General features: G+C 61.3%; 23 protein-coding genes. 20 read left to right on the forward strand and 3 right to left on the reverse strand.

The annotated features are described in order from the left end of the window. Window positions 1-173: 173 nt before the first annotated feature. Genes ACIQ36_RS07775 through ACIQ36_RS07785 form a run of 3 tightly spaced genes read right to left on the reverse strand, consistent with a single transcriptional unit; the run spans window position 174 to window position 5,137 of the window. The gene (locus tag ACIQ36_RS07775) at window positions 174-3,296 is read right to left on the reverse strand and encodes an efflux RND transporter permease subunit (protein ID WP_395827839.1); all 3,123 of its coding nucleotides are present in this window, start codon (window positions 3,294-3,296) and stop codon (window positions 174-176) included. Window positions 3,297-3,302: 6 nt separating this feature from the next. Then, on the reverse strand, window positions 3,303-4,526 hold the full coding sequence (locus ACIQ36_RS07780; protein WP_395827842.1) for an efflux RND transporter periplasmic adaptor subunit: 1,224 nt from the start codon (window positions 4,524-4,526) through the stop codon (window positions 3,303-3,305). Beyond that, complete coding sequence (locus tag ACIQ36_RS07785) at window positions 4,523-5,137, reverse strand: TetR/AcrR family transcriptional regulator (RefSeq protein WP_395827845.1); 615 nt, start codon at window positions 5,135-5,137, stop codon at window positions 4,523-4,525. The genes ACIQ36_RS07780 and ACIQ36_RS07785 overlap by 4 nt, the downstream gene beginning before the upstream one ends. 118 nt (window positions 5,138-5,255) lie before the next feature. On the opposite strand from ACIQ36_RS07785, the gene ACIQ36_RS07790 reads away from it, so the two are divergent. From ACIQ36_RS07790 to ACIQ36_RS07885, 20 genes are all read left to right on the forward strand, one after another. Next, entirely contained in the window at window positions 5,256-5,444 is a 189-nt protein-coding gene (locus tag ACIQ36_RS07790) for a hypothetical protein (protein ID WP_395827848.1), read from the forward strand. A gap of 83 nt (window positions 5,445-5,527) precedes the next feature. Then, a complete protein-coding gene (locus ACIQ36_RS07795) occupies window positions 5,528-5,974 on the forward strand; it encodes a hypothetical protein (RefSeq protein WP_395827851.1) in 447 nt (148 codons plus the stop codon). A gap of 187 nt (window positions 5,975-6,161) precedes the next feature. Next, entirely contained in the window at window positions 6,162-7,694 is a 1,533-nt protein-coding gene (locus ACIQ36_RS07800) for a sensor histidine kinase (protein WP_395827854.1), read from the forward strand. Window positions 7,695-7,709: 15 nt separating this feature from the next. Next, on the forward strand, window positions 7,710-8,117 hold the full coding sequence (locus tag ACIQ36_RS07805) for a VOC family protein (RefSeq protein WP_395827857.1): 408 nt from the start codon (window positions 7,710-7,712) through the stop codon (window positions 8,115-8,117). Between the two features lie 79 nt (window positions 8,118-8,196). Then, window positions 8,197-8,574, forward strand: a complete 378-nt coding sequence (locus ACIQ36_RS07810) for an acyl-CoA thioesterase (protein WP_395827904.1) — start codon at window positions 8,197-8,199, stop codon at window positions 8,572-8,574. 92 nt (window positions 8,575-8,666) lie between these two features. Beyond that, the gene (locus tag ACIQ36_RS07815; RefSeq protein WP_395827860.1) at window positions 8,667-10,547 is read left to right on the forward strand and encodes a SurA N-terminal domain-containing protein; all 1,881 of its coding nucleotides are present in this window, start codon (window positions 8,667-8,669) and stop codon (window positions 10,545-10,547) included. A gap of 7 nt (window positions 10,548-10,554) precedes the next feature. Continuing rightward, on the forward strand, window positions 10,555-11,718 hold the full coding sequence (locus ACIQ36_RS07820) for a bifunctional 2-C-methyl-D-erythritol 4-phosphate cytidylyltransferase/2-C-methyl-D-erythritol 2,4-cyclodiphosphate synthase (protein ID WP_395827863.1): 1,164 nt from the start codon (window positions 10,555-10,557) through the stop codon (window positions 11,716-11,718). A 10-nt stretch (window positions 11,719-11,728) separates the two neighbouring features. Further along, a complete protein-coding gene (locus ACIQ36_RS07825) occupies window positions 11,729-12,214 on the forward strand; it encodes a phosphatidylglycerophosphatase A (protein WP_395827866.1) in 486 nt (161 codons plus the stop codon). Next, window positions 12,202-12,690 (forward strand): CinA family protein, encoded by a 489-nt coding sequence (locus ACIQ36_RS07830; protein WP_395827869.1) that lies wholly within the window; start codon window positions 12,202-12,204, stop codon window positions 12,688-12,690. Before ACIQ36_RS07825 ends, ACIQ36_RS07830 begins: the two co-directional genes overlap by 13 nt. Window positions 12,691-12,715: 25 nt before the next feature. Further along, complete coding sequence (gene tpiA, locus ACIQ36_RS07835; RefSeq protein WP_395827872.1) at window positions 12,716-13,462, forward strand: triose-phosphate isomerase; 747 nt, start codon at window positions 12,716-12,718, stop codon at window positions 13,460-13,462. A 125-nt stretch (window positions 13,463-13,587) separates the two neighbouring features. After that, window positions 13,588-13,902 (forward strand): preprotein translocase subunit SecG, encoded by a 315-nt coding sequence (gene secG / locus ACIQ36_RS07840; protein ID WP_395827875.1) that lies wholly within the window; start codon window positions 13,588-13,590, stop codon window positions 13,900-13,902. Window positions 13,903-13,989: 87 nt separating this feature from the next. Then, window positions 13,990-15,621 (forward strand): CTP synthase, encoded by a 1,632-nt coding sequence (locus ACIQ36_RS07845; RefSeq protein ID WP_395827878.1) that lies wholly within the window; start codon window positions 13,990-13,992, stop codon window positions 15,619-15,621. A gap of 12 nt (window positions 15,622-15,633) precedes the next feature. Further along, on the forward strand, window positions 15,634-16,500 hold the full coding sequence (kdsA, locus tag ACIQ36_RS07850) for a 3-deoxy-8-phosphooctulonate synthase (protein WP_395827881.1): 867 nt from the start codon (window positions 15,634-15,636) through the stop codon (window positions 16,498-16,500). A gap of 82 nt (window positions 16,501-16,582) precedes the next feature. Further along, window positions 16,583-17,863: a phosphopyruvate hydratase gene (eno, locus tag ACIQ36_RS07855; protein WP_395827884.1), complete on the forward strand. Its 1,281-nt coding sequence runs from the start codon at window positions 16,583-16,585 to the stop codon at window positions 17,861-17,863. 96 nt (window positions 17,864-17,959) lie between these two features. Beyond that, window positions 17,960-18,175 (forward strand): hypothetical protein, encoded by a 216-nt coding sequence (locus ACIQ36_RS07860; RefSeq protein WP_395827886.1) that lies wholly within the window; start codon window positions 17,960-17,962, stop codon window positions 18,173-18,175. A gap of 100 nt (window positions 18,176-18,275) precedes the next feature. After that, entirely contained in the window at window positions 18,276-18,623 is a 348-nt protein-coding gene (locus ACIQ36_RS07865; RefSeq protein WP_395827889.1) for a septum formation initiator family protein, read from the forward strand. A 186-nt stretch (window positions 18,624-18,809) separates the two neighbouring features. Then, window positions 18,810-19,832 carry a pyruvate dehydrogenase (acetyl-transferring) E1 component subunit alpha gene (gene pdhA, locus ACIQ36_RS07870; protein ID WP_395827892.1) on the forward strand — a complete coding sequence of 341 codons (1,023 nt, stop codon included), beginning with the start codon at window positions 18,810-18,812 and terminating at the stop codon, window positions 19,830-19,832. A gap of 3 nt (window positions 19,833-19,835) precedes the next feature. Further along, the gene (locus tag ACIQ36_RS07875; protein ID WP_395827895.1) at window positions 19,836-21,191 is read left to right on the forward strand and encodes a pyruvate dehydrogenase complex E1 component subunit beta; all 1,356 of its coding nucleotides are present in this window, start codon (window positions 19,836-19,838) and stop codon (window positions 21,189-21,191) included. Between the two features lie 12 nt (window positions 21,192-21,203). Further along, window positions 21,204-22,490 (forward strand): pyruvate dehydrogenase complex dihydrolipoamide acetyltransferase, encoded by a 1,287-nt coding sequence (locus ACIQ36_RS07880; protein WP_395827898.1) that lies wholly within the window; start codon window positions 21,204-21,206, stop codon window positions 22,488-22,490. Window positions 22,491-22,503: 13 nt separating this feature from the next. After that, the coding region (locus ACIQ36_RS07885) for an FAD-dependent oxidoreductase (RefSeq protein WP_395827901.1) at window positions 22,504-23,210 on the forward strand (707 nt) is incomplete at its 3' end.

The raw sequence follows: 23,210 nt of genomic DNA on the forward strand, positions 1-23,210 counted from the left end.
CAGGGTTTATCCTTTATTTTCAAATAGATAACGTTTGAGCCGTTTACTGGGGGTCTGGGGGTCGCAGGTTCGAATCCTGTCGCTCCGACCATTTTTCCCCCGAAAATTAAAGCATTAATGCGCAAAGCAAAACGCCATTCCGGTTGGAATGGCGTTGCTTGTTTTTGGGTGGATTACTCTGCCGGTTGCGGTCGCGGTGTGTGCGACAGATGGTCCGCCTGCATCGTCTCCGTTTCCGGCTCTTCGCTGGGGCCGATAAAGCGGCTGAAGAAGCGCCAGAGCCATTTCGCCACATCGTCCATCAGGCAGAAGACGGCGGGGACGAACACCAGCGAGAGGACCGTCGAGACGATCAACCCGCCGATCACCGCAATCGCCATCGGGGCGCGGAACTCGCCGCCGTCGCCGAAGGCCAGCGCAGAGGGGATCATCCCGGCGGCCATGGCGATGGTGGTCATGATGATCGGGCGGGCGCGCTTGCGCCCGGCATCGACAATCGCATCCCGGCGCGGCACGCCGCGGGCGATTTCCTCCACGGCGAAATCGACCAGCATGATGGCGTTTTTCGTGACGATCCCCATCAGCATCAAAAAGCCAATGACGACCGGCATCGAGATCGGTTCCTGCGCGATGAACAGCGCAAAGATCGCGCCGCCGATGGAGAGCGGTAGCGAGAAGAGAATAGTGACGGGTTGTAAGAAGGAGCCGAACAAAAGCACCAGCACCGCGTAAACCATCATCACCCCGGCCCCCATCGCCATGGCAAAGCCCGCAAACACTTCGCCCATGATTTCGACATCGCCCGTGTCTTTAAGCTCAACACCGGGGGGGAAGGTCTGCACGATCGGCAGGGCGCGAATGGCCTCGGTGGCTTGCCCGAGGGCTGTGTTGCCGAACAGATCGGCTTCGACCGAAACTTTGCGGGCGCGGTCATAACGGTTGATCGTGGCGGGGCCTTGACCAAGGGTTAGGCGCGCGACCGCGCCTAAGGGCACGGGGGTTCCCATTGCGGTGGGAACGGTGAGATTTTCCAACAGGTCGAAATCGCCGCGCTGGGCACGATCGATCTGCACGCGAATGGGGATTTGGCGGTCCCCCGCGGTAAACTTGGGCAGATTGGCGGAAACATCGCCGATGGTGGCGACGCGCACGACTTCCGAGAGGGTTTCGGTTGAAATGCCCAAGCGCGCGGTGCGTTCCCGATCCGGCACAATGCGCACTTCCGGACGGTCGAGCGCGGCGGTCGACATCACATTTTCAAGCAGCGGCAGCGTTCGCATTTGCGCGGCCAGATCATTGGCGAGATCCTCGATCACCGCTGTTTCGGCCCCGGTGACGAGGAGCGTTACGGCGCGTTGACCGCCCTCGTTAACGAACCAATAGCGCACATCAGGGATATCGGCCATGCGCGCGCCGATAATGGTTTGAAGCTCGCTTTGGCTACGGTTACGCTCACCTTTCGGCGTGAGATTGATGATTAACGAGGCTTTGCGCACTTCGAGCCCCTGGCCCAAAATACGGCCGCCATCGACGAAGACCGAGCGAACTTCGGGGAGTTCTTTGAGCGTTTGCGTTACCCGGTCGGCCGCTGCTTCGGTTTCGGCCAGGCGCGTCCCCGGCGGAAACTCGAGCGCCAACACGGCGCGCGCGGTGTCCTCGGTCGGCATGAGCCCACTGGGCAAGAGCGTGGAGGACCAGATCGACAGACCGAAAATACCAAGCCCGACAACAACGGTCACGCCGCGCCAGCGCACGGACCAATCGACCAGCCGCGTGTAACGCCGCATCAGCCAGCCTTCCGGCTTGTCGAGATGCGGGGTTCCGCGCATCAGATAAGCCGCCATCATTGGGGTAATGAGCCGGGCGACCAGCAGCGAGAACAGCACGGCGACGGCAACAGTAATGCCAAACTGCTTGAAATACTGACCAGCGATGCCGCCCATGAAGCTGACCGGCGCAAAGACCGCGACAATCGTCATGGTAATGGCGACCACAGCCAGGCCGATTTCATCGGCGGCTTCCATCGCGGCCCGGTAGGGGGATTTGCCCATGTGCCGGTGCCGGACGATATTTTCGATCTCCACGATAGCATCGTCGACCAAAATCCCCGTCACCAGCGTAATGGCCAGCAGGCTGACGAGGTTTAGCGAGAACCCTAAACTATCCATCACCCAAAACGTCGGCAGGATGGAGAGCGGCAGGGCGACGCAGGTGATCAGCGTCGCGCGGAGGTCCTTCAAGAAGATCAGCACCACGAGCACGGCCAAAACCGCGCCTTCGATCAGCGTATCCATCGCCGAATGGTAATTGCCGACCGTATAGGTCACATAACTATCGATCAGCGACAGCGAGACATTGGGATGCCGCTGCATTAACCCGGCGATGCGCGCTTCGACCGCCTTCGCAACATCGGCATCGCTCGCGCCCTTGCTGCGGTAGATGCTGAAGCCGACCACGGGCTGCCCGTCGAGCCGGGCGAAGGTGCGGGGTTCGGCGAATGTATCGGTGACGGTGGCAACATCGGACAGGCGTAGCAGCTTATCCCCGGTCAGCATCAGCGGCGTCTGGGCAAGCTCGGCCAGGGTTTTCGCGCCGCCCAGCGCGCGGATCGATTGTTCCTGCGCGCCAAGATCGCTGCGCCCGCCGGCAAGATCGATATTAACGGCTTTAAGGGCACGGGTGATATCGGCGGCGGTGACGCCGAGGGCGAGCATGCGGTTCGGATCGAGCGTCACCTGAATTTCGCGGGCGACGCCGCCGACACGCTCCACCTGCCCAACGCCTTTGGCGCTTTGCAGATCGCGGGCCACCACATCATCGACGAACCACGAGAGTTCCTCCGGCGTCATGCTGGGGGCTGTGGCGGCGTAGGTGACGATGGGAAGGCCGACGACATCCAGCCGTTCGATAATGGGCTCGTCGATGCTGCGCGGCAGATCGGCGCGGACTCGGGCAACCGCATCCTTGGCGTCGTTCAGCGCCCGGTCGCTATTGATTTCCAAGCGGAACTCGATGGTCGTGACCGAGCGTCCATCGGTGAGGGTGGAGGTGATATGCTTGACGCCGGTGAGACCGGCAACCGCATCCTCCACTTTCTTGGTAATCTGGGTTTCAAGCTCGGCGGGGGCGGCCCCGGTTTGCGTGACGGTGATATTGATCACCGGCACGTCGATATTGGGAAACCGCGTAATCGGAAGCTTAACGAACGAGACCGCCCCGAGAACCATCAGGATCACGAACAGCATCACGGACGGGATGGGGCGGCGAATGGCCCAACCGGAAATATTCATCGCCATGATCGACTAATTCCCCGATCCAAGGGTTGCATTACTCTCGACCGTGCCGACGAGAACGCTCTCCAGCGGGGCTTCTTGCGGGCGAATACGGTCGCCATTGCGCAGGAAGGTTCCGGCTTTGGCAATAATCCAGTCGCCGTCGCTCACCCCTTCGACGATCTCGGCAAGGCCGCCCGCGCGGATGCCCACCGTCACCGCCCGGGTTTCAACGCGCCCGTCTTTGGCCACTTGCACAGTGGTTTTAGTCGGGCCGAACAGCAGGGCGGCGGTGGGGACGACGAGGGCGGTTTTCTGGGCGACCTGAATCGCACCCCGGGCGAAATTGCCCATGAGGGCGGGGGCGGCCGGGGGCAGGGCGATCCGCACCGAGCCTAAGCGCGTGCTGGCATTCACCATGGGGGAGAGCAGGCGCACGGTACCGACGACGGTTTGCCCGTTGGGCAATTGAATGTCGGCGCTTTGGCCTAACTTTACCTGCGTAAACCGGCTTTCAGGAATATCGCCGCTCACGTCGAGCGCGCCATCGGCGATAATGCGAAACAGTGGCTCGGCGCTGGCGGCGGTTTGCGCGCCCAGTTTTGCCGTGCGGCGGCTAACGACTCCAGCGGCGGGGGCTTTAACCTCGGTCCGGCCCAAGCGAATGCGCACATCGCGGATTTGCGCGTCCATTTCGGCGCGCTGGGCCTCGGCGACGCGAACCCCATCTTGGGCGGAGCCGACGCGGGCCTGGGCGGTGCGGGCGGTTGCGGTGCGCTGATCTAAGAGTTCTTGGCTGGCATTGCCGGTTTGCCGCAAGGTTTGGCTACGCTGGAGGGCCGCCGTGGCTTCGACGCGGCTGGCTTCGGCCTGGGTAATCTGGCTGCGGGCTTGCGCAATTCCTGCATCAAGCCGTGCCCGTGAGGCTTCCAGTTGGGCGAGTTCCGTTTCCAGCGTTTCGCGGGACAGGCGGGCGAGGGTTTGGCCCTTTTCCACCCGGTCGCCTTCTTCAACTAGAATATCGATAATGCGCAGATTATCGATTTCCGGGGACACCAGCACTTCTTCGCGCGCGACGATACTGCCCGTCACTGTGACTTTTGCGGCCAATGTGCGCTTTTCAGCCGCAACAACGCTGACCATCGGCGGTTTGGGGCCAAGATCATCGGCCCGCACCGGCACGGGAACCAGCCCCAAGACAAGGGCGGCGAGCGCGATCGGCGCAAGGGGAAAAGAGGCAAGTAAACGGGTCATGATACATTTGTATCCACAGTTGAACTCAGCAGCTTGTCGCGTAGCAGCTTGAAGATTTGGGTGATGATAGCGCGATTATCCAGTTCGGGCCGGATCGTCGCCCGCCACATGATTCCGTCGCCCAGGGCGAACAGCAGGGCAATAATCGCTTCTACGGTGCCATGGGCGATAAGCCGACCATCGGCAATCGCTTTTAAGATGGTGTCGCGGATAAGGGTGGAAAAAAACGCATCGGTTTCCACCATGATCTTGGCGACGTCGGGATTACGTTGCGCCTCCGCTCCGATTTCGAAAATCAGCGCGCGGCGTTCTTGCGGTTCAATGCAGGCGTAATGGATCAGCATTTCCTCCAGCGCGCCTAGGATATCGGCGGCAACCTCGACATGGGTGAGCGCATCCCGGATCTCATGGCGGTCGCGCTCGCACAGGCCCGCGATGAGCGCCACTTTGGAGGGGAAATAGAGATAGAGCGTTCCTGGGCTGATCCCGGCTTCCCGGCAGATCGCTTGCATACTGGTGCCGTGGAAACCGTCGCGGGCGAAGGCGCGCTCGGCGGCTTCCAGAATCGCTTGGCGGCGGGTTTCGAGGCGAAGGGGAGAGAGCTTCGGCATAAAACGAATATTCATTCGTTTTGGTGAAATGTCAACCCTACCGCCCGAAAAGGAGGGCTGGATACTTCACTCATCCTAGGGTATGACTCAGGTGAAAAACCAGCTAGGGAGAATCCCAATGGATGTATCGAGCTTGACCGGGGCGATTGTCTCCCTCAATAAGTCTGCCGTGGGGCTGGATGTGGCTATCGCTGCTTTTCGCGAGCAGGCTAAGGCCGAGCGCGCGATTGTTGGCATGATCGAAGCATCGGTTGAATCGGCTAAGGCTGCAAACGCGGTAGGTCAACTCGTCGATACGTCCGCCTAACGGCCGATTGGATCGACCCGCTAGCCCAGTGTGAAATCTTCTGATATAGTTAGGTTGGAAGTTTCTCAGGGGGTTAGCAGGCAGTGGTAAGTTTTTACCTCAAAGCCAAAAAACAAAAATTAAGTGCGGCGCTTGTTATGGGCGCTGTACTTTTTGGTTTGGGTTCTGCTGGTTCCGCCGTCGCGCAAATTCCGAGCAACCAGATCCCGCCCAAGGGCGTCAATAAAATCGTGCGAACCTTGCTTCCCTCCTGGCAGGTCGGCGATCTCGATAAAAAGCTTAGCCAAATGTGCTCGCTTGGACGGTTCAATCAGCGGGTTCCTTATAAATATTCAGCGCATTTTCAAGGGCCGAATGGGGCTTCCCTGGTGGGGGGCGCTAAGGGCAACGGCCTGAATTTGTTCGACCCGACGGGCGCCCGGCAGCCGGGCCGCGACTATTGGTTTTATCGCGATAGGACCAGCAATTGCATTGTCTATTCCGCCAAGGTAAAGCCCGAACAGTCGGCTATTAGGCCCGCAGGCTCCTAACTCCCTGATCTACTTAATATTTCCTGTGGCCGCTCTTTTGGGCGCAGTCTTGCCATATCCTGTCTATTGTCCTTAGCGTATTCGTTAAGAAGACACGACAGAGCGATTTCTTTCGGATATGGTTGTGGGTGTACCCGCTTGGTGATCCCTGGGGCACAAGACGAACAGGGGATGGTAAGGAGAAATCGTGCTGGCTCCCGACGCAAACGCCTCGGATCATCCGACGCAAGCCGCCCCTGGCGGGCGCGAGTCGGGAAGCGATGACGCTACGCTGTCGGGCGTAACATCGCTTTTGCCTGGGCAGCGGATCTCGTGGTTGGGCGGCGCGTCGCTTCAGGTAAAGTTGGCGCTGATTGTGGTGCCGGTGATGGTGCTGGCCCTGTGCATGTTGTTGATCGTGCTCATGACCTCGGCGGCGGAAGATGGGCTGAAAGCTCTCGGTACCCGTGCGACGGTTACGACGGACGTGCAAGTTCAAGCCCTCAGCCAACCCTTATGGGAATTAAACTCCCCCCAGATCACCCGCATCGTCGATACCCTAGCGCAAGACCCGGATATCGTCGGGGCGCGGTTGTTGGATGAAACCGGCAAGTTCATTCACGGGTTCGGGCGGTTGGACGGAAGCGATATTCTCACCGTTACCCGGGTTGTTCCGCATCCCGTGGCGCGCGATTCGGTCCCCTTGGGGCAGTTGACCGTCGCTATGTCCCAGGTTTCCTTGAACGAAACCCTGCGCTTGCAGCTTCTTTCTGCTGGGGCGGCGATTGCCGTTGGCGCAGTGCTGATGATCGGCGCGGTGTTCTTGTCGCTGCAACAACTGGTGTTCCGCCCGCTGCGGCTGATGCTGCGCGCGATCGAGCGCATCGAAAACCGCGAGTGGCCGACCGTGCGGTGGGAGAGTAGTGACCAGTTGGGTGTCGTCGTTTTGGCCTTCAATCGCATGGTGAAAACGCTCCGCTCCAACGAGCGCGAATTGCGCGAGGCGATGCACGCCGCCGAGGCCGCAGCGCGGGCTAAAGACGAGTTTCTGGCCAATGTTAGCCACGAGTTGCGCACGCCGTTGAATGCCATTCTAGGTTTCTCGGAAGTGTTGAAGTCGGAAATGTTCGGCCCCTTGGGCTCCGATCGATACCGCGCCTACGCAGGCGACGTTTTTACATCCGGCACGCATCTTCTTGAAATTATTAATGATATTCTCGATCTCTCGAAAGTCGCCGCCGGTAAATTCGAGTTGATGGAGCAGGCCTTCGATATCGATCATACAATCGATTCATGCGCGCAATTGATGCGCGATCGTGCGATCTCGGCCAAACTTGCGCTGCATACGGACGTTCCCTCCCATCTGCCGCAGCTTTACGGCGATGAGTTGCGCATCAAGCAGGTGATCATCAACCTCCTCGGCAATGCGATCAAATTCACCATGCCGGGCGGACAGGTTTGGGTAGCGGTGCGAACGCGCGAGGATCATGGAATCGACCTCATCGTTGGCGATACCGGTATTGGGATGCGCCCGCAGGATATTCCAAAAGCGCTGTCGGCCTTTGGACAGATCGAAAGCGTTTTAAGCCGCTCGCACCAAGGAACCGGGTTGGGGCTTCCCCTGGTTCAGGCTTTCTGCGAAATGCATCAGGCCAAATTCACGATCGACAGTTCCCCCGGCGTCGGCACTATCGTGACCGTGACCTTTCCCGGCAGCCGGGTGCGTAGCGTTACCTCCTAAGAAGACGTGAAGCCTATGCCAAGCCTGTCCCATCTCGATCATCTGGTGCTTGCCGTCAAAGATATGGCGGCGAGCCTCGATTTTTATTGCCGCGTGCTGGGCTGTACCGAAGTGACGTTCGGGGCCGGGCGAAAAGCCGTGGCCTTCGGGGCGCAGAAGATCAATTTGAAACTCTGGACACCCGAGCTTGCCGATATTCCGTGCGAAGCGCGGGTGCCAACGATGGGTTCTGCCGACCTTTGCTTTCTGAGCGACACACCCGTTGCGGAGTGGGGCGCGCATTTTGCCGCGTGCGGGATTGCGCTGGAGGAAGGGCCGGTGCTGCGCACGGGGGCGCAGGGGCCGATTCGCTCGATCTACTGCCGCGACCCGGACGGGAATCTGATTGAAATTGCCAATGCGCAGCCGATCTCCGGCCCATAACCGCCTTTTTTTGAAAGCTTTATGAATGTCTGATGCCGCGTTTAACTCTGCCGTCCATTGCCCGCCGGGAACCCCAATTATGGATTGTCCGGCGGGTGCCCCCGCGATCCGCGTGTTGGCGATGCCCGCCGACACCAACCCCTCTGGGGATATTTTCGGCGGCTGGTTGCTCTCGCAGATGGATATTGCCGGGGCGACCGTTGCCGTCGAGCGCTCGGCGGGGCGCGTCGTAACGATTGCGGTTGAAGGCATGAGTTTCCTAAAGCCCGTCCACGTGGGCGATTTGGTCAGCTTTTATGCGGTGATCGAGAAAACCGGGCGCACGTCGATCCGCGTGCGCATCGATGCTTGGGCCAAGCGCGGGCGCACGGGGTCGGAAGAGCGGGTGACGGAAGGGGTCTTCACTTATGTCGCCATCGATGAGGACCGTCGCGCACGGCCTTTGCCCAACGTTTGAGGCGAAATCCGTGGGGAGCGGTTGCCGCTGGGCGCGGCCCCCTCTATAGTCGCCGCCGACTTTAGGTTTTTGGTTTTGGAAAGCGCGTAAATATGCTGCAAGCGATGCGTGGCCGTTCCGCCACTTGGGTTACTCGGATTCTGTTTACGTTGATCGCCCTCAGTTTTCTGGGGTGGGGGGTCACCGACTATGTTCGCCCCCCAACGCCGGGCACGCAGACGGCGCTAACCGTCGGCGACCGCAAGATGAACGGGATGGAAGTCCAACGCCTGCTCGGCCCGCAGATCGATCAAATGCGCGCTATGTTTGGCGGAATCGACCGGGAGCAAGCCAAGCGCTTCGGCCTCGTCGATCAAGCCTTGGACCAACTGATTGCCCGCCTCGTTGTCGATCAGGAGTCGGCGCGTCTCGGGTTGCTGATTTCCGATGACGTGCTGCGCCAGACCATTCAGACCAACCCGGCGTTTTTAAACGCGGGCGGTCAGTTTGACCGGGCGCGCTTTGTTGCCGTTCTTGCACAGGCCGGTTATAGCGAAGCCGCGTTCTTGGCCCAGTTGCGCGGGGATCTATCCCGGGCCGCGCTGACGATTGCCCTTGCTGCAGGTGCCCAGGTTCCCGACGCTGTGGTGGAACGGCTGCTGACCTATCGCTTGGAAAAGCGCGTGGCCGAATTCGCTTTCCTCACCCCCGATATGGCCCCGATTCCGGCGACGCCGACGGAAGAGGCGTTGATCGCTTTTCACAAGGATAATCCGCAGCGCTTCACCGCGCCGGAACGTCGCGCCGGCAAGCTGTTAGTGCTCGATGCGCCCTCCGTCGCCGAGCAGGTGCAGGTGTCGGAAAAGGATCTGCGCGCCGCGTTCGATACCCGGATTGACGAGTTTCAGCTGCCCGAACGCCGCCTGATCGAACAGATTTTGGTGAACGACGAAGCCGCCGCCAAATCCGTAACGGATAAGCTTACCGCCGGGGCCGATTTCCCCACGGTGGCCGTCGAGGTTGGTCAGTCGGCGGACAGTTTGGTTCTGGGCGAGATCACGAAGAATGATCTGCCCGATCCGGCCTTGGGGGCGGCGGCGTTTGGGTTAGCCCAACCGGGCGTAACCGCGCCGGTCAAAACCGCCTTCGGCTTTCACATTTTGCGCGTGGTCGCGATCACGCCCGGCGTCGAAGCCAATTTCGACGCGGTGAAAGCCCAACTCGAAGCGAGCCTAAAGGATGAGCGGGCACTGGATTTGATGTTCGAGCGTTCGAATAAGATCGAAGACCTCTTGTCGGCGGGCGGTACGCTCGAAGATGCTGCGGCCAGCACGGGCGCGCGGCTCATTGACCTTCCGAGCGTGGACCGGCGCGGGCAGTTGGCCGATGGTACGGAGCTCCCGGCCGATTTAACCGGCCGCGCTCAAGTGATCTCAACACTGTTCGCAACCGAAACCGGGAAGAATAGCCGCTTGCTCGAAATCGGCGGCAGGGCTTTCGTCGCGGTGCGCACCGGCGATATCACGCCCGCGACCGTGCAGCCGTTCGACAGCATCCGCGAAATTGTTATTGCTGCCTGGACCGATTCCCAGCGCGATGCGGCGCTTGCCGCACAAGCTGAAGCGGTCGCGACCGCCGTGCGCGCGGGTAAACCGCTGGCGGATTTAGTGCAGGGCGGGCGCACCAGCGAGCCCTTCGATCGGCGCGGCACGCTCGCCGCCGATTTGCCGCCCGCCCCGACGGTGCAAACAGGGTTGTTCGATGCGCAAACCGTGGGCACGGTCGTGACCGGCAAAGCGGGCAGCGGCTATATCGTCGCCCGGCTCACCGCGATCCAGCCGCCGAGCGCCGAGGAAGCCGCGACCGCCCGCGCCGCGCTTAAGTCCGAATTGGGCGAGCAAGCCAAGAACGACGCCATCACCGCCGTCCGCCAGGGTCTGCAAAGCCGCTATCCGGTAACGCAGGACCGCGCGGCGCTCGATAAGCTATTCTAGCCTGCCGATGCGCGTTGCTGCGCTCATCGTCGCTGGGGGCAGCGGCACCCGCTTCGGCGGGCCGGTGCCGAAGCAGTACCGCCGCCTCGCCGGGGTGCCCGTACTGCGGCGGACGGTACTGACTTTCCTGAACCATCCGGGTATCGATACCGTGCAGGTGGTGATTCGGGCAGAGGATGCGGCGCTTTATGCCGATGCGGTCGCCGGGCTTGACCTGCCGACGCCGGTGATCGGCGGCGCGGATCGTCAGGAGTCGGTACGTCTCGGGTTGGAGGCGATAGCGCATCAAACTGGGGGGCTGGGGGTCGCACTGATCCAGGACGCCGCCCGGCCCCTGGTTCCGGCGGGGGTCATCGACCGCGTGCTTGCGGCAATCCAGCCGGGCGAAGGGGCGATTGCCGCTTTGCCGGTGGCGGATACGCTCTGGCGCGGACCGGATTCTGTCTGCGCGGCTCTTGTAGACCGGCAAAACCTGTGGCGCGCGCAGACCCCCCAAGGCTTCATGTTAGATGAAATCCTGGCAGCGCATCGCGCGGCCCGAGGCCAAGCGCTTACCGACGATGCCGCCGTTGCCAAGGCCGCTGGATTGACGGTTCGTTTGGTGGAGGGGAGCCCCCTTTCAGCGAAGATCACCACGGAGGCCGATTTGATCCGCGCCGAAAGCCAGTTTCGTCAACGCTTGACCGATGTGCGCGTTGGCACGGGGTTCGATGTGCATGCCTTTGCGGCAGGCGATCATGTCACGCTCTGCGGCCTGCCGATCCCGCACCATCAGGGGCTTGCCGGGCATTCCGACGCTGATGTGGGCCTGCACGCGCTGACCGATGCGATTTTGGGGGCGCTGGCGGCGGGCGATATCGGTCAGCATTTCCCGCCCTCGGACGCGCGCTGGAAAGGGGCGGATTCCGCCGTGTTTCTGCGCCATGCCGCCAGCCTCGTTGCGGCGCGCGGCGGGGTGATTGCGCATCTGGACGTGACCTTGATCTGCGAGCGGCCTAAGATCGGCCCGCACCGGGGGGCGATGCAGGCGCGGATCGCCGATCTGCTCGCCTTGCCGCTGGATCGGGTGAGCGTTAAAGCCACGACAACCGAAAAACTCGGGTTTACCGGGCGGGAGGAGGGAATCGCGGCCCAAGCCGTCGCCACGATCCGCCTGCCCGAACAGGAATAGGAGAAGCCGCATGTCCTCCCGTCTGCCGCCGGGCATGCCCTGGCACCACCCGATTGCGCTGCTATCCACCTGGTTCGGCTCCGGGCTTATCCCCTTCGCCTCGGGAACTTGGGGCTCGCTCGCAGCCCTTCCCTTCGCGGCGGCGATTGCCTGGGCCTTCGGGCCGACTGCGCTGATCCCGGCGGCCCTGCTGGTGTTTGTCATCGGCATTTGGGCGAGCCAACGCTTTGCCCAAGCCTTGGGCAAGGATGATCCGTCGCCGGTGGTGATCGATGAGGTGGCGGGGCAGTTCCTGACCCTTTCCATCGTTCCCATTGATCCGCTGCTGTATTTGCTCGGCTTCCTTATTTTCCGCGCTGCCGATATCTGGAAGCCGTTCCCGGCGAATTGGGCCGATCAAAAGCTGGAAGGCGGCTTGGGCATTATGCTCGACGATCTGATTGCGGGGGCCTATAGCGCGATTGCGCTGTGGGCGATTGCTAAATGGCTGATCTGATCGCGCTCGCCACCGAGGTTCTAAGTGCGGCGCGCGCGCAGGGGCTTCGGATCGGCACGGTGGAAAGCTGCACTGGCGGGCTGATCGCGGGTGCGCTGACGGAGATTGCCGGGTCGAGCGATGTTGTCCAGGGTGGGCTCGTTACCTACTCCAACGAGCTGAAAATGGCGCTCGCTGGGGTTCCCGAAGCGACGCTCGCGGCGCACGGTGCCGTCTCGCCGCAAACCGCCGAAGCGATGGTGTCGGGGCTGCTCGCGCGCCTGCCGACGGTCGATCTCGGCGTCGCTGTCACCGGCATTGCTGGGCCGGGGGGCGGGTCGGTGGAAAAGCCGGTCGGGCTGGTTTATCTGGCCACGCAGCGGCGCGGACAGGCGGCGGTGGTCGAGCGGCAGATTTTCCCCGGCAGCCGGGCCGAGATTCGCCAGGCGACCGTTGCGCGGGCCCTGCAGATGCTGGCCGAAGCTATTGCTCTTTAACAAAAACAGATCGAAGGAAACGCCCATGACCGCCCTGAAGCCCCTGATTGCCGGAAACTGGAAGATGGTTGGCCTGCCCGACGATCTAACCCGCTTTGCCGAGGCGATGCGGGCCTGGGGCGGCACCAGCCGGGGCGATTTGCTGATTTGCCCGCCCGCGACACTAATCGGCGCGGCGGTTCAAGCGTTCAACGGTTTGGGCATCGCAGTTGGCGGGCAGGATTGCCACGCCAAGGCCTCGGGTGCGCATACGGGCGATATTGCGGCTCCGATGATCACGGCGGCGGGCGGGGCGTTCGTCATTGTCGGCCATTCGGAGCGCCGGGCCGATCACGCCGAGACGGACGCGCAGGTTCGCGCCAAGGCCGAAGCGGCGCTGGCGGCGGGGCTAACCCCGATCATCTGTATCGGCGAATCGCTCCAGCAGCGCCAAACGGGGGAAACCCTGGCTGTGGTCGAAGCCAGCCTGCGCGCGTCGCTCCCGGAAGGTGATTTGGCCCGTCTTGTGATCGCCTACGAGCCGGTCTGGGCCATCGGCACAGGGCTTACGGCCAACGCCGACCAGATCGCCGAAGTCCATGCCCACTTGCGCCAAGTGCTCACGTCGATCGACGTGAGCGGGGCGCAGGTAAAGCTGCTCTACGGCGGGTCGGTTAAGCCCGGGAATGCGGCGGAAATTCTGAGCGTGACCGACGTGAATGGCGTTCTCGTCGGCGGGGCCAGCCTGATTGCGGCGGATTTTCAGGCTATCGCTTTGGCCTGTCCGGCGTAAGCCGAGAATCTGCGTATCAGAGGTTCTGTATTTGCCTCTGGTATCCAGCGTCATCCGGCGCTAAATACCACCCATCCCTGCGGTGCGTGAGCGCGCCGTGCGTTTTTATTGGTTGAGACCCGTTCATGCTGCAAACCGTTCTGATCGTCATTCATCTATTGCTCGCCGTGTTCCTGGTCGGGATCATCCTGATTCAGCAGAGCGAAGGGGGTGGCTTGGGTATTGGCGGCGGCGGTGGGGGCGGCGGCTTCATGACCGCGCGCGGTACGGCAAACTTCTTGACGCGCACCACCGGCATTCTGGCGGGTGCTTTCATGATTACCAGCCTCGCCCTGGCGATTGTAGCAAGTCGCGGCGCGCCGGAGCGCAAGTCGATTCTCGATGTTCCGGCGGCACCTGTTGAAGCCCCGACCCAGCCGAGCGTTCCGCTCGCTAAATAGTTTCGCGTTTTCAGTCGAGTTTTCTTCAGCCCCCTCGCAGCCCGCAGCAGCGAGGGAGGCTTTGATATTGAAAGTGAGGAGCGGGTGATGACGCGCTTTATCTTCATTACGGGCGGGGTTGTCTCCTCCCTCGGTAAGGGCATGGCCTCGGCGGCGCTGGGTGCGCTGTTGCAGGCGCGCGGCTTCAAGGTGCGCCTGCGCAAGCTCGACCCCTATCTAAACGTCGATCCCGGCACCATGTCGCCCTATCAGCACGGCGAAGTGTTCGTGACCGATGACGGCGCGGAAACCGATCTGGATTTGGGCCATTACGAGCGCTTTACCGGCGTTTCGGCGCGCCGGTCCGATAACGTCACCACAGGCCGGATTTATTCGGACGTGCTGTCGAAGGAACGCCGGGGTGATTACCTGGGGGCAACCATCCAGGTCATCCCGCACGTCACCGACGGCATCAAGAACTTCATCCGGTCGGACCTGACCGACGAGGATTTCTGCCTCGTTGAAATCGGCGGCACGGTGGGCGATATCGAAAGCCTGCCGTTCATCGAAGCGATTCGCCAGTTCGGTAATGAAATCGGCCGCGAGCGGTCTTTATTCATTCACCTGACGCTGGTGCCCTATATCGCCTCGGCGGGCGAGCATAAGACGAAGCCCACGCAGCATTCGGTGAAAGAGCTTCTGTCGGTTGGGATTCAGCCGGATATTCTGCTGGTGCGCTGCGACCGGGTGATTCCGCCCGATGCGTTGCGCAAAATGGCGCAGTTCTGCAACGTGAAGCCGGGCCGGGTGATTCCCGCGATTGACGTTGATACCATCTATCAGGTGCCGATTGCCTACCATCAGGAAGGCTTCGACCGCGAAGTTTTAAGCTATTTCGGGCTGGAGCACCGCTCCCAGCACCCGGATCTGTCCAAATGGCAGCATATCGTCAGCCGCATCCGCAATCCGGAAGGCAATGTGACGATTGCCGTCGTCGGTAAATATACCGAGCTGATGGATAGCTATAAATCGCTTTCAGAAGCCCTCACCCACGGCGGCATCGCCAATAATGTGCGGGTGAACCTAAAGTGGGTCGATGCCGAAATCTTCGAGCATGAAAACCCCATGCCCAAGCTTGACGGCGTTGACGGGATTCTCGTGCCGGGCGGTTTCGGTGAGCGCGGCAGCCAAGGCAAGGTGGAAGCCGTGCGTTTTGCCCGCGAGCATAAGATTCCCTATTTCGGCATCTGCTTCGGGCTGCAAATGGCGGTGATCGAAGGCGCGCGCAACCTCGCCGGGATCGCCGGGGCCAATTCCACCGAGTTTGGCGAGACGACGCAACCCGTTGTTGGTCTGATGACCGAATGGGTCAAGGGCAATAGCGTAGAGGTGCGCGATGATCGCGGCGACCTCGGCGGTACGATGCGTCTTGGAGCCTATCCGTGCGTGTTGGCTGCTGATAGTAAGGCACGCGAAGCCTATGGCGCGCCGTTGATTCAGGAACGGCATCGGCATCGCTATGAGGTGAATATCTCGTATCGGGACAAGTTGGAGAAGGCGGGCTATCGCTTCACCGGCATGTCGCCCGATGGCGAACTGCCGGAAATCGTGGAATATCCCGATCATCCCTGGTTCGTTGGCGTGCAGTTCCACCCGGAGTTGAAGTCGCGCCCCTTCCATCCGCATCCTTTGTTCACGGCGTTTGTGAAAGCTGCCGTGCAACAAAGCCGCATCGTTTAAGGGGTTTCGAGTATGAGCGCCGCGCCACATCGGATTGATTTTTCGGGCAAAGCCCCTTTCACCATCGCCAATGATGCGCCGCTGGCGCTGATCGCCGGGCCGTGCCAGATCGAAAGCCGTCAGCATGCGCACGAGATTGCCGCGGCGCTGGTGGAGATTACCGGGCGGCTTGGCATGGGGCTGATCTATAAATCGTCCTTCGATAAGGCAAACCGCACCTCGCTCAGCGCCCAGCGCGGCGCGGGGCTGGATGTGGGGCTCGATATTCTGGCCGATGTGCGGGCAACGTTCGGCTGCCCGGTCATCACCGACGTGCATGAGCCCGACCAATGCGCGATTGCCGCCCAGGCCGTCGATGTGCTGCAAATCCCAGCGTTTTTATGCCGCCAGACCAATCTTCTGGTCGCCGCCGGGGAGACCGGCAAGCCGATCAATGTGAAGAAAGGCCAGTTTCTTGCGCCTTGGGACATGAAGAATGTTGTGGCCAAGATTGCCGCTACGGGCAATCCGCACGCGATGGTGTGCGAGCGCGGCGCGTCTTTTGGTTACAACACGTTGGTTTCCGATATGCGAAGTCTGCCGATCCTGGCGGAAACCGGGCAACCGGTGGTGTTCGACGCGACCCATTCGGTGCAGCAGCCGGGCGGGCAGGGCGCTACGTCGGGCGGGCAGCGGATGTTCGTGCCAACCGTGGCGCGCGCTGCGATTGCCGTCGGCGTTGCGGCGGTGTTCATCGAAACCCACCAAGACCCAGACTGTGCCCCCTCGGATGGGCCGAATATGGTGCCGATCGCAAAGCTCGAAACCTTCCTGGCCGACCTTCAGGCCTTCGACCGTTTGGCGAAAAGCCGAGGGGTTATGGAGTACGGAATCAATTGACTACAGCGCGCAAACGGGGCCACAACGGCCCCGTTTTGCTGTGTGCGCCCCAAAAAGTTTCAATAGAAAGGAAGCGTCTGCCATGTCCGCCATTACCGACATTCACGCCCGTCAAATCGTCGATAGCCGGGGCAACCCGACCATTGAAGTCGAAGTCTATCTGGAATCCGGGGCCTTTGGCCGCGCCGCTGTGCCGTCGGGGGCCTCGACCGGCACCCACGAAGCCGTGGAACTGCGCGACGGCGATAAGTCCGTCTATGGCGGCAAGGGCGTTCTGAAGGCCGTTGAAGCCGTGAACGGCGAGATTTTCGATGCGCTTGTTGGCGTCGATGCCGAAGAGCAGATCGCCATTGACGAGCAGTTGATTGAGCTCGACGGCACGCCGAACAAGAGCCGCCTTGGTGGCAACGCCATTCTCGGCGTCAGCCTCGCGGTCGCCCATGCCGCCGCCGATGATAACGGCCTGCCGCTCTATCGCTACGTCGGCGGTGTTTTCGCGCGCACCCTGCCGGTGCCGCTGATGAACGTGCTGAACGGCGGCGCGCACGCCGATAATCCGCTCGATTTCCAGGAATTCATGATCGTCCCGGTCGGCGCCCCGAGCCTGTCCGAAGCCGTCCGCATGGGCGCGGAGGTATTCCACGCCCTCAAAAAGCAGTTGAAGGATAAGGGCTACGCCACCAACGTCGGCGACGAAGGCGGCTTTGCCCCGAACCTCGCCAATGCCGATGATAGCCTTGGCTTCATCATGAAGGCGATTGAGGCGGCGGGCTATAAGCCGGGCGAAGATATTGCGCTGGCGCTCGATTCGGCCTCGTCGGAATTCTTCAAGGGCGGCCTCTATAAGCTCGACGGCGAAGGTAAGAGCCTGGACGCCGCCGGGATGGTTGCCTTCTACGAAGACCTGTGCGCGCGCTACCCGATCATCTCCATCGAAGACGGGATGGCCGAAGACGATTGGGCCGGTTGGAAGCATCTCACCGACCGCCTTGGCAGCAAGGTGCAGTTGGTTGGCGATGATCTCTTCGTCACCAACCCAAAGCGCCTCGCCGAAGGCATCGAAAAGGGCGTCGCCAATTCGATCCTGGTGAAGGTCAATCAGATCGGCACGCTCAGCGAAACCCTGGATGCGGTCGAAATGGCCCATCGCGCCGGGTATACCTCGATCCTGTCGCACCGTTCGGGCGAAACCGAAGACGCGACGATTGCCGACCTCGCGGTCGCCACCAACTGCGGCCAGATCAAAACCGGCTCGCTGTCGCGCTCGGACCGGATGGCGAAGTACAACCAGCTTATCCGCATCGAAGAACAACTCGACACTACCGCCCGTTACCTGGGGCGGGCGGCGTTCAAGCAGCGCTAAGCGTAAGGGCAGGGGATCGGCGCAATGCCGGTCCCCGAGGCTCCTGACAGGCGAGGTTCTTTCAGGTATCCTTTGTAGATAAAGGGAGGCGTATTTATGTCTGAAACCCGTTCTGCTCTGGAAAACATCGCCCACGCCTTTGCGGGCGAGCTTGAAGCGCGCGATGATCGGCTGGCGAAGCTGATTACGGAAGGGTTCGCTAAGATCGAAGCGCGAATGACGGCACTGGAGCAAAGTGACAGGAACATCGTTCAAGCGATGGGGAATCTGCAAGGTCAGGTCGCCGCATTAAGCCGTACCACCAAGCAATAAGCGCTTTATAATTTCGACTCGATATATGACATTTTGAGTCTTGACCCATTTCTGAGATAAACCTGTTGACCCACTGACTCCGTTATGATTCTTTGGAGTCATGGCTGTCCTGACTATCTTGAAGCGCAAAGCGCATACCGTGATCGCCCCGCTGTTGGGCGCGTCCTTCGTCGCTTATTTCGCCTATCACGCGGTGCATGGCGACCGGGGCATGCTGGCCTATCTGCATTTGCAGCAGGAGATCCGTAAGGCCGAAATTACCCGCGATCTTATTCATGCTGAACGGGAAACACTCGAAAAACGGGTATCTTTGATGCGTCCCGATCGGCTGGACCCCGACCTTTTGGAAGAACGCGCGCGAGTCCTATTGAATTTCGGTCGGAAGGACGAAGTGCAGATCATGCTGCAACGCCCGCAGGCCTTGCCCCCTGAAATTGCAGTGAATTAGCCTTTCGCATTTTGCGCCTGCGAAATAAACTGTTACCTTGATTCAAGATGACAATCGATTTCTTGTGAAATTACAAGGCCTTGTCACGCTTGCATGGGCGTAAACTTCCGGGTTAGACAGGGTGTGAATAGGGTGGTTAAAGCCCTCTCGATTTTGCGTCCCCCGACCCGGTAGGAGGTCCATGCTATGACGACCGCCAAGCGCGCACCAAAGACAGCGGGAGGGGCGAGCGTCGCTGCCCCCGCGCCTTCGGCTGACATTCTGTTAAAATATTATCGCGACATGCTGCTGATCCGCCGCTTTGAAGAAAAAGCCGGGCAGCTTTACGGCATGGGCTTGATTGGCGGCTTCTGCCATCTCTACATCGGTCAGGAAGCCGTTGTGGTGGGGATGCAGGCAACGCTGACGCCGGAAGATGCGGTGATCACCTCCTACCGCGACCACGGCCATATGCTCGCCTGCGGTATGGATCCGCGCGGCGTGATGGCGGAACTAACGGGGCGTATCGGCGGCTATTCCCGAGGGAAGGGCGGCTCGATGCACATGTTCTCCAAAGAAAAGAATTTCTACGGCGGTCACGGTATCGTCGCCGCCCAGGTGCCGCTCGGGACGGGGATTGCCTTCTCCTTCCACTATCGCGGCATGGCGAATGTCTGCGCCACCTATATGGGGGACGGGGCCGTTAACCAGGGGCAGGTGTACGAAAGTTTCAACATGGCGGCGCTGTGGAAGCTTCCCGTCATCTATGTCATTGAAAATAATAAATACGCCATGGGCACCTCGGTCCAGCGTTCGGCGGCGGGGCAAGAATTGTTCCGGCGCGGCGCGGCCTACGGTATCCCCGGCGAGCCGGTGGACGGCATGAGCGTGATCGCGGTGCAAGAAGCCGCCGAACGCGCTGTCGCCCACTGCAAGGCGGGCAATGGCCCCTATATTCTGGAAATGAATACCTACCGCTATCGCGGTCACTCCATGTCCGACCCCGCCAAATACCGGACGAAGGAAGAAGTGAGCAAGATGCGCGAACAGCATGATCCCATCGATCACTTGCGCGCGCTCATTTTGGAGGGCGGTCACGCCGACGAGGCAGCGCTGAAGGACATCGACCGCGAGATTAAGGACATCGTTACCGATGCCGCCGAATTCTCCCAGTCGAGCCCGGAACCCGACCCGTCCGAACTCTACACCGACGTTCTGATTGAGGCCTAAATCATGGCAATTGATATTTTGATGCCGGCGCTGTCGCCGACCATGACCGAGGGCAAGCTATCGCGCTGGCTCAAGAAGGAAGGCGATAAGGTTAAGGCGGGCGATGTGCTGGCCGAGATCGAAACCGATAAGGCGACGATGGAAGTCGAAGCGGTGGATGAAGGCATTCTTGCCAAAATCACCGTGGCTGAAGGCACCGAGAATGTGGCGGTCAATGCCGTCATCGCCGTGCTGACCGAAGAGGGCGAAAGCCTCTCCGACGCGCCGAAAGCGGCTCCGGCCCCCGTCGCCGCCGCCCCGGTTGCCGCCCCGGCGATTGTCGCTTCGGTCGCCGCGCCGGTCGCCGCCGTCGCGGCAGAGCCCGATTGGACTGGCCCGACCAAGACGCAGACCGTCCGCGAAGCCTTGCGCGACGCGATGGCCGAAGAAATGCGCTCGGACGAAGCCGTTTACCTGATGGGCGAAGAAGTCGCCGAATATCAGGGGGCCTATAAGGTCAGCCAGAATCTGTTGCAGGAATTCGGCCCCCGCCGCGTGATCGATACCCCGATCACCGAACACGGCTTCGCCGGTCTTGCGGTCGGGTCGGGCTTTATGGGCCTGAAGCCGATTGTGGAGTTCATGACGTTCAACTTCGCCATGCAGGCGATTGACCACATCATCAATTCCGCCGCCAAGACGCTCTATATGTCGGGCGGGCAGATGGGCTGTTCCATCGTGTTCCGCGGCCCGAACGGCGCGGCCTCCCGCGTCGGGGCGCAGCATAGCCAATGCTATGCGTCCTGGTACGCCCATTGCCCCGGCTTGAAGGTGGTTGCGCCCTATAGCGCCGCCGACGCCAAGGGCCTGCTGAAAGCCGCCATCCGGGATCCGAACCCGGTCATTTTCCTCGAAAATGAAATCCTCTACGGATCTTCCTTCGAAGTCCCGGATACGAACGATTGGATCGTTCCCATCGGCAAGGCCAAAATCGTGCGTCCGGGGAAGGATGTGACGATTACCGCCTTCTCGATCACCGTGCGCCACGCGCTTGCCGCTGCCGAAGCTTTGGCGGCCCAGGGCATCGACGCCGAAGTGATCGATCTGCGCTCGATCCGTCCGCTCGATATGGACACGATCCTTGCCTCGCTCGCCAAGACCAACCGCTGCGTAACGGTGGAAGAAGGCTGGCCCTTTGCTGGGGTTGGAGCGGAAATCGGCATGCAGATCATGGAAAAGGGCTTCGACTTGCTCGATGCCCCCGTGTTGCGCGTCGCGGGCAAGGATGTTCCGCTGCCCTATGCCGCTAATCTTGAAAAGCTCGCCCTGCCGACCGTGGACGATATCGTCCAGGCCGCGCGGGCGGTCTGCTATCGCTGACGGGGGCGCGCCATGCCAATTCAAATTCTGATGCCCGCCCTGTCACCCACCATGACCGAGGGCAATCTTGCCCGCTGGCTCAAGAAGGAAGGCGATAGCGTTAAAGCCGGGGACGTGCTGGCCGAAATCGAAACCGATAAGGCGACGATGGAAGTCGAAGCCGTCGATGAGGGCACCCTTGGTAAGATCCTGGTCGCCGAAGGCACCCAGGGCGTTAAGGTCAACGAGCCCATCGCTCTGCTGCTGGAAGAGGGCGAGTCCGCCTCGGCCCTCTCGGCCCCGAAAGCCGCACCTGTCGCGGCTCCGGCTGCTGCAGCGTCTGCTCCAGTCGCGGCCCCCGTTGCAGCTCCGGCATCTGCCCCGGTGGCGCATGGTTCGCGCAATATTGCGAGCCCCTTGGCGAAACGCTTGGCCGAACAAGCCGGGATTGATCTTGCCAGTGTTTCGGGCTCCGGCCCGAACGGGCGGATCGTGAAGGCTGATGTGGAAGCGGCTAAGGCGCGTGGCCCTGTTGCCGCCGCCGCCGCGCCGGTTGCGGCCCCGGCTCCTGCGGCTGCGCCCGCACCGGCGGCAAAACCGGCCCCGGCCCCCGTGCAGACCTTTGGCCTTCCGGCCTTCGATCTGGTGCCGCATTCCTCGATGCGCAAAACCATCGCGCGCCGCCTGACCGAAGCCAAGCAATCGGTGCCGCATTTCTACCTGACAGTGGATATCGGGCTCGACGCCTTGTTAAAACTGCGTGCGGACCTCAACGCGCGCGGCGAAAAGTCGGGCGTGAAACTGTCGGTCAACGACATGATTATCCGCGCCTCGGCGCTTGCCTTGAAAAAGGTGCCGAACGCCAATGCCGCTTGGTCCGACGAAGGGCTGATGCTGTTCAAGGGCGTTGATATCGCCGTTGCGGTCTCGATCCCCGGCGGGCTCATCACCCCGATCATCCGCGATGCGGATAAGAAGGGCCTTGCCGAGATTTCTGCCGAAATCAAAGACTTGGCCGGTCGTGCCAAGGCGGGCAAGCTGAAGCCGGAAGAGTTTACCGGCGGCACTTTCTCGATTTCCAACCTCGGCATGTTCGGTATCCGCGAGTTTGCCGCGATCATCAACCCGCCACAGTCCTGCATCCTCGCCGTTGGCGCGGGCGAACAGCGGCCGGTGGTGCGCAATGGCGCGCTGGCGGTCGAAACCCAGATGAGCTGCACCCTGTCGGTCGATCACCGCGTCGTCGATGGTGCGCTGGGGGCGGAATGGCTGCAAGCCTTCAAGGGGCTGATCGAAGATCCGCTCTCGATGATGCTCTAGGAAAGGTCGGATCATGGCAGAAACAAAGTTTGATCTGATCGTCGTCGGCGGCGGTCCCGGCGGCTATGTCGCCGCGATTCGCGCGGCGCAATTGGGCAAGAAGGTGGCGCTGGTTGAGCGCGAGCATTTGGGCGGTATCTGCCTCAACTGGGGCTGTATCCCGACGAAAGCCCTGCTGCGCTCGTCGGAAATCTTCAGCCTCATCAATCACGCCAAGGACTTCGGCCTTGAGGTGAAGGGTGACGTGAATGTGATCCTGCCGAAAATCGTGGAGCGTAGCCGTAAGGTGGCAAGCCAGCTTTCCGGCGGTGTGAAGCATCTGCTGAAGAAGAACAAGGTGACGGTCTTCGACGCTTACGGGAAGCTTGCGGGCAAGGCCGGGGCGGACCGGAAGATTTCGCTGACCGGGAAAGATGGCGCTTCGGCGGGCGACCTCACCGCGCCGCACGTCATCCTGGCCACCGGCGCCCGCGCGCGCTCGGTGCCGGGGATGGAGCCGGACGGCAAGCTGATCTGGACCTACCGCGAAGCGATGGTGCCGGATGTGATGCCGAAGTCGCTCCTCGTCGTCGGTTCCGGGGCCATCGGCATCGAATTCGCCAGCTTTTACAAAACGCTGGGGGCCGATGTCACGGTGGTGGAAATGGTGGACCGCATCCTTCCGGCGGAAGACGAGGAAATCTCGGCCTTCGCCCGCAAGAGCTTCGAGAAGCAGGGGAT

The sequence above is a fragment of the Elstera sp. genome (assembly GCF_044372965.1).
In the GTDB taxonomy this organism is placed as follows: domain Bacteria; phylum Pseudomonadota; class Alphaproteobacteria; order Elsterales; family Elsteraceae; genus Elstera.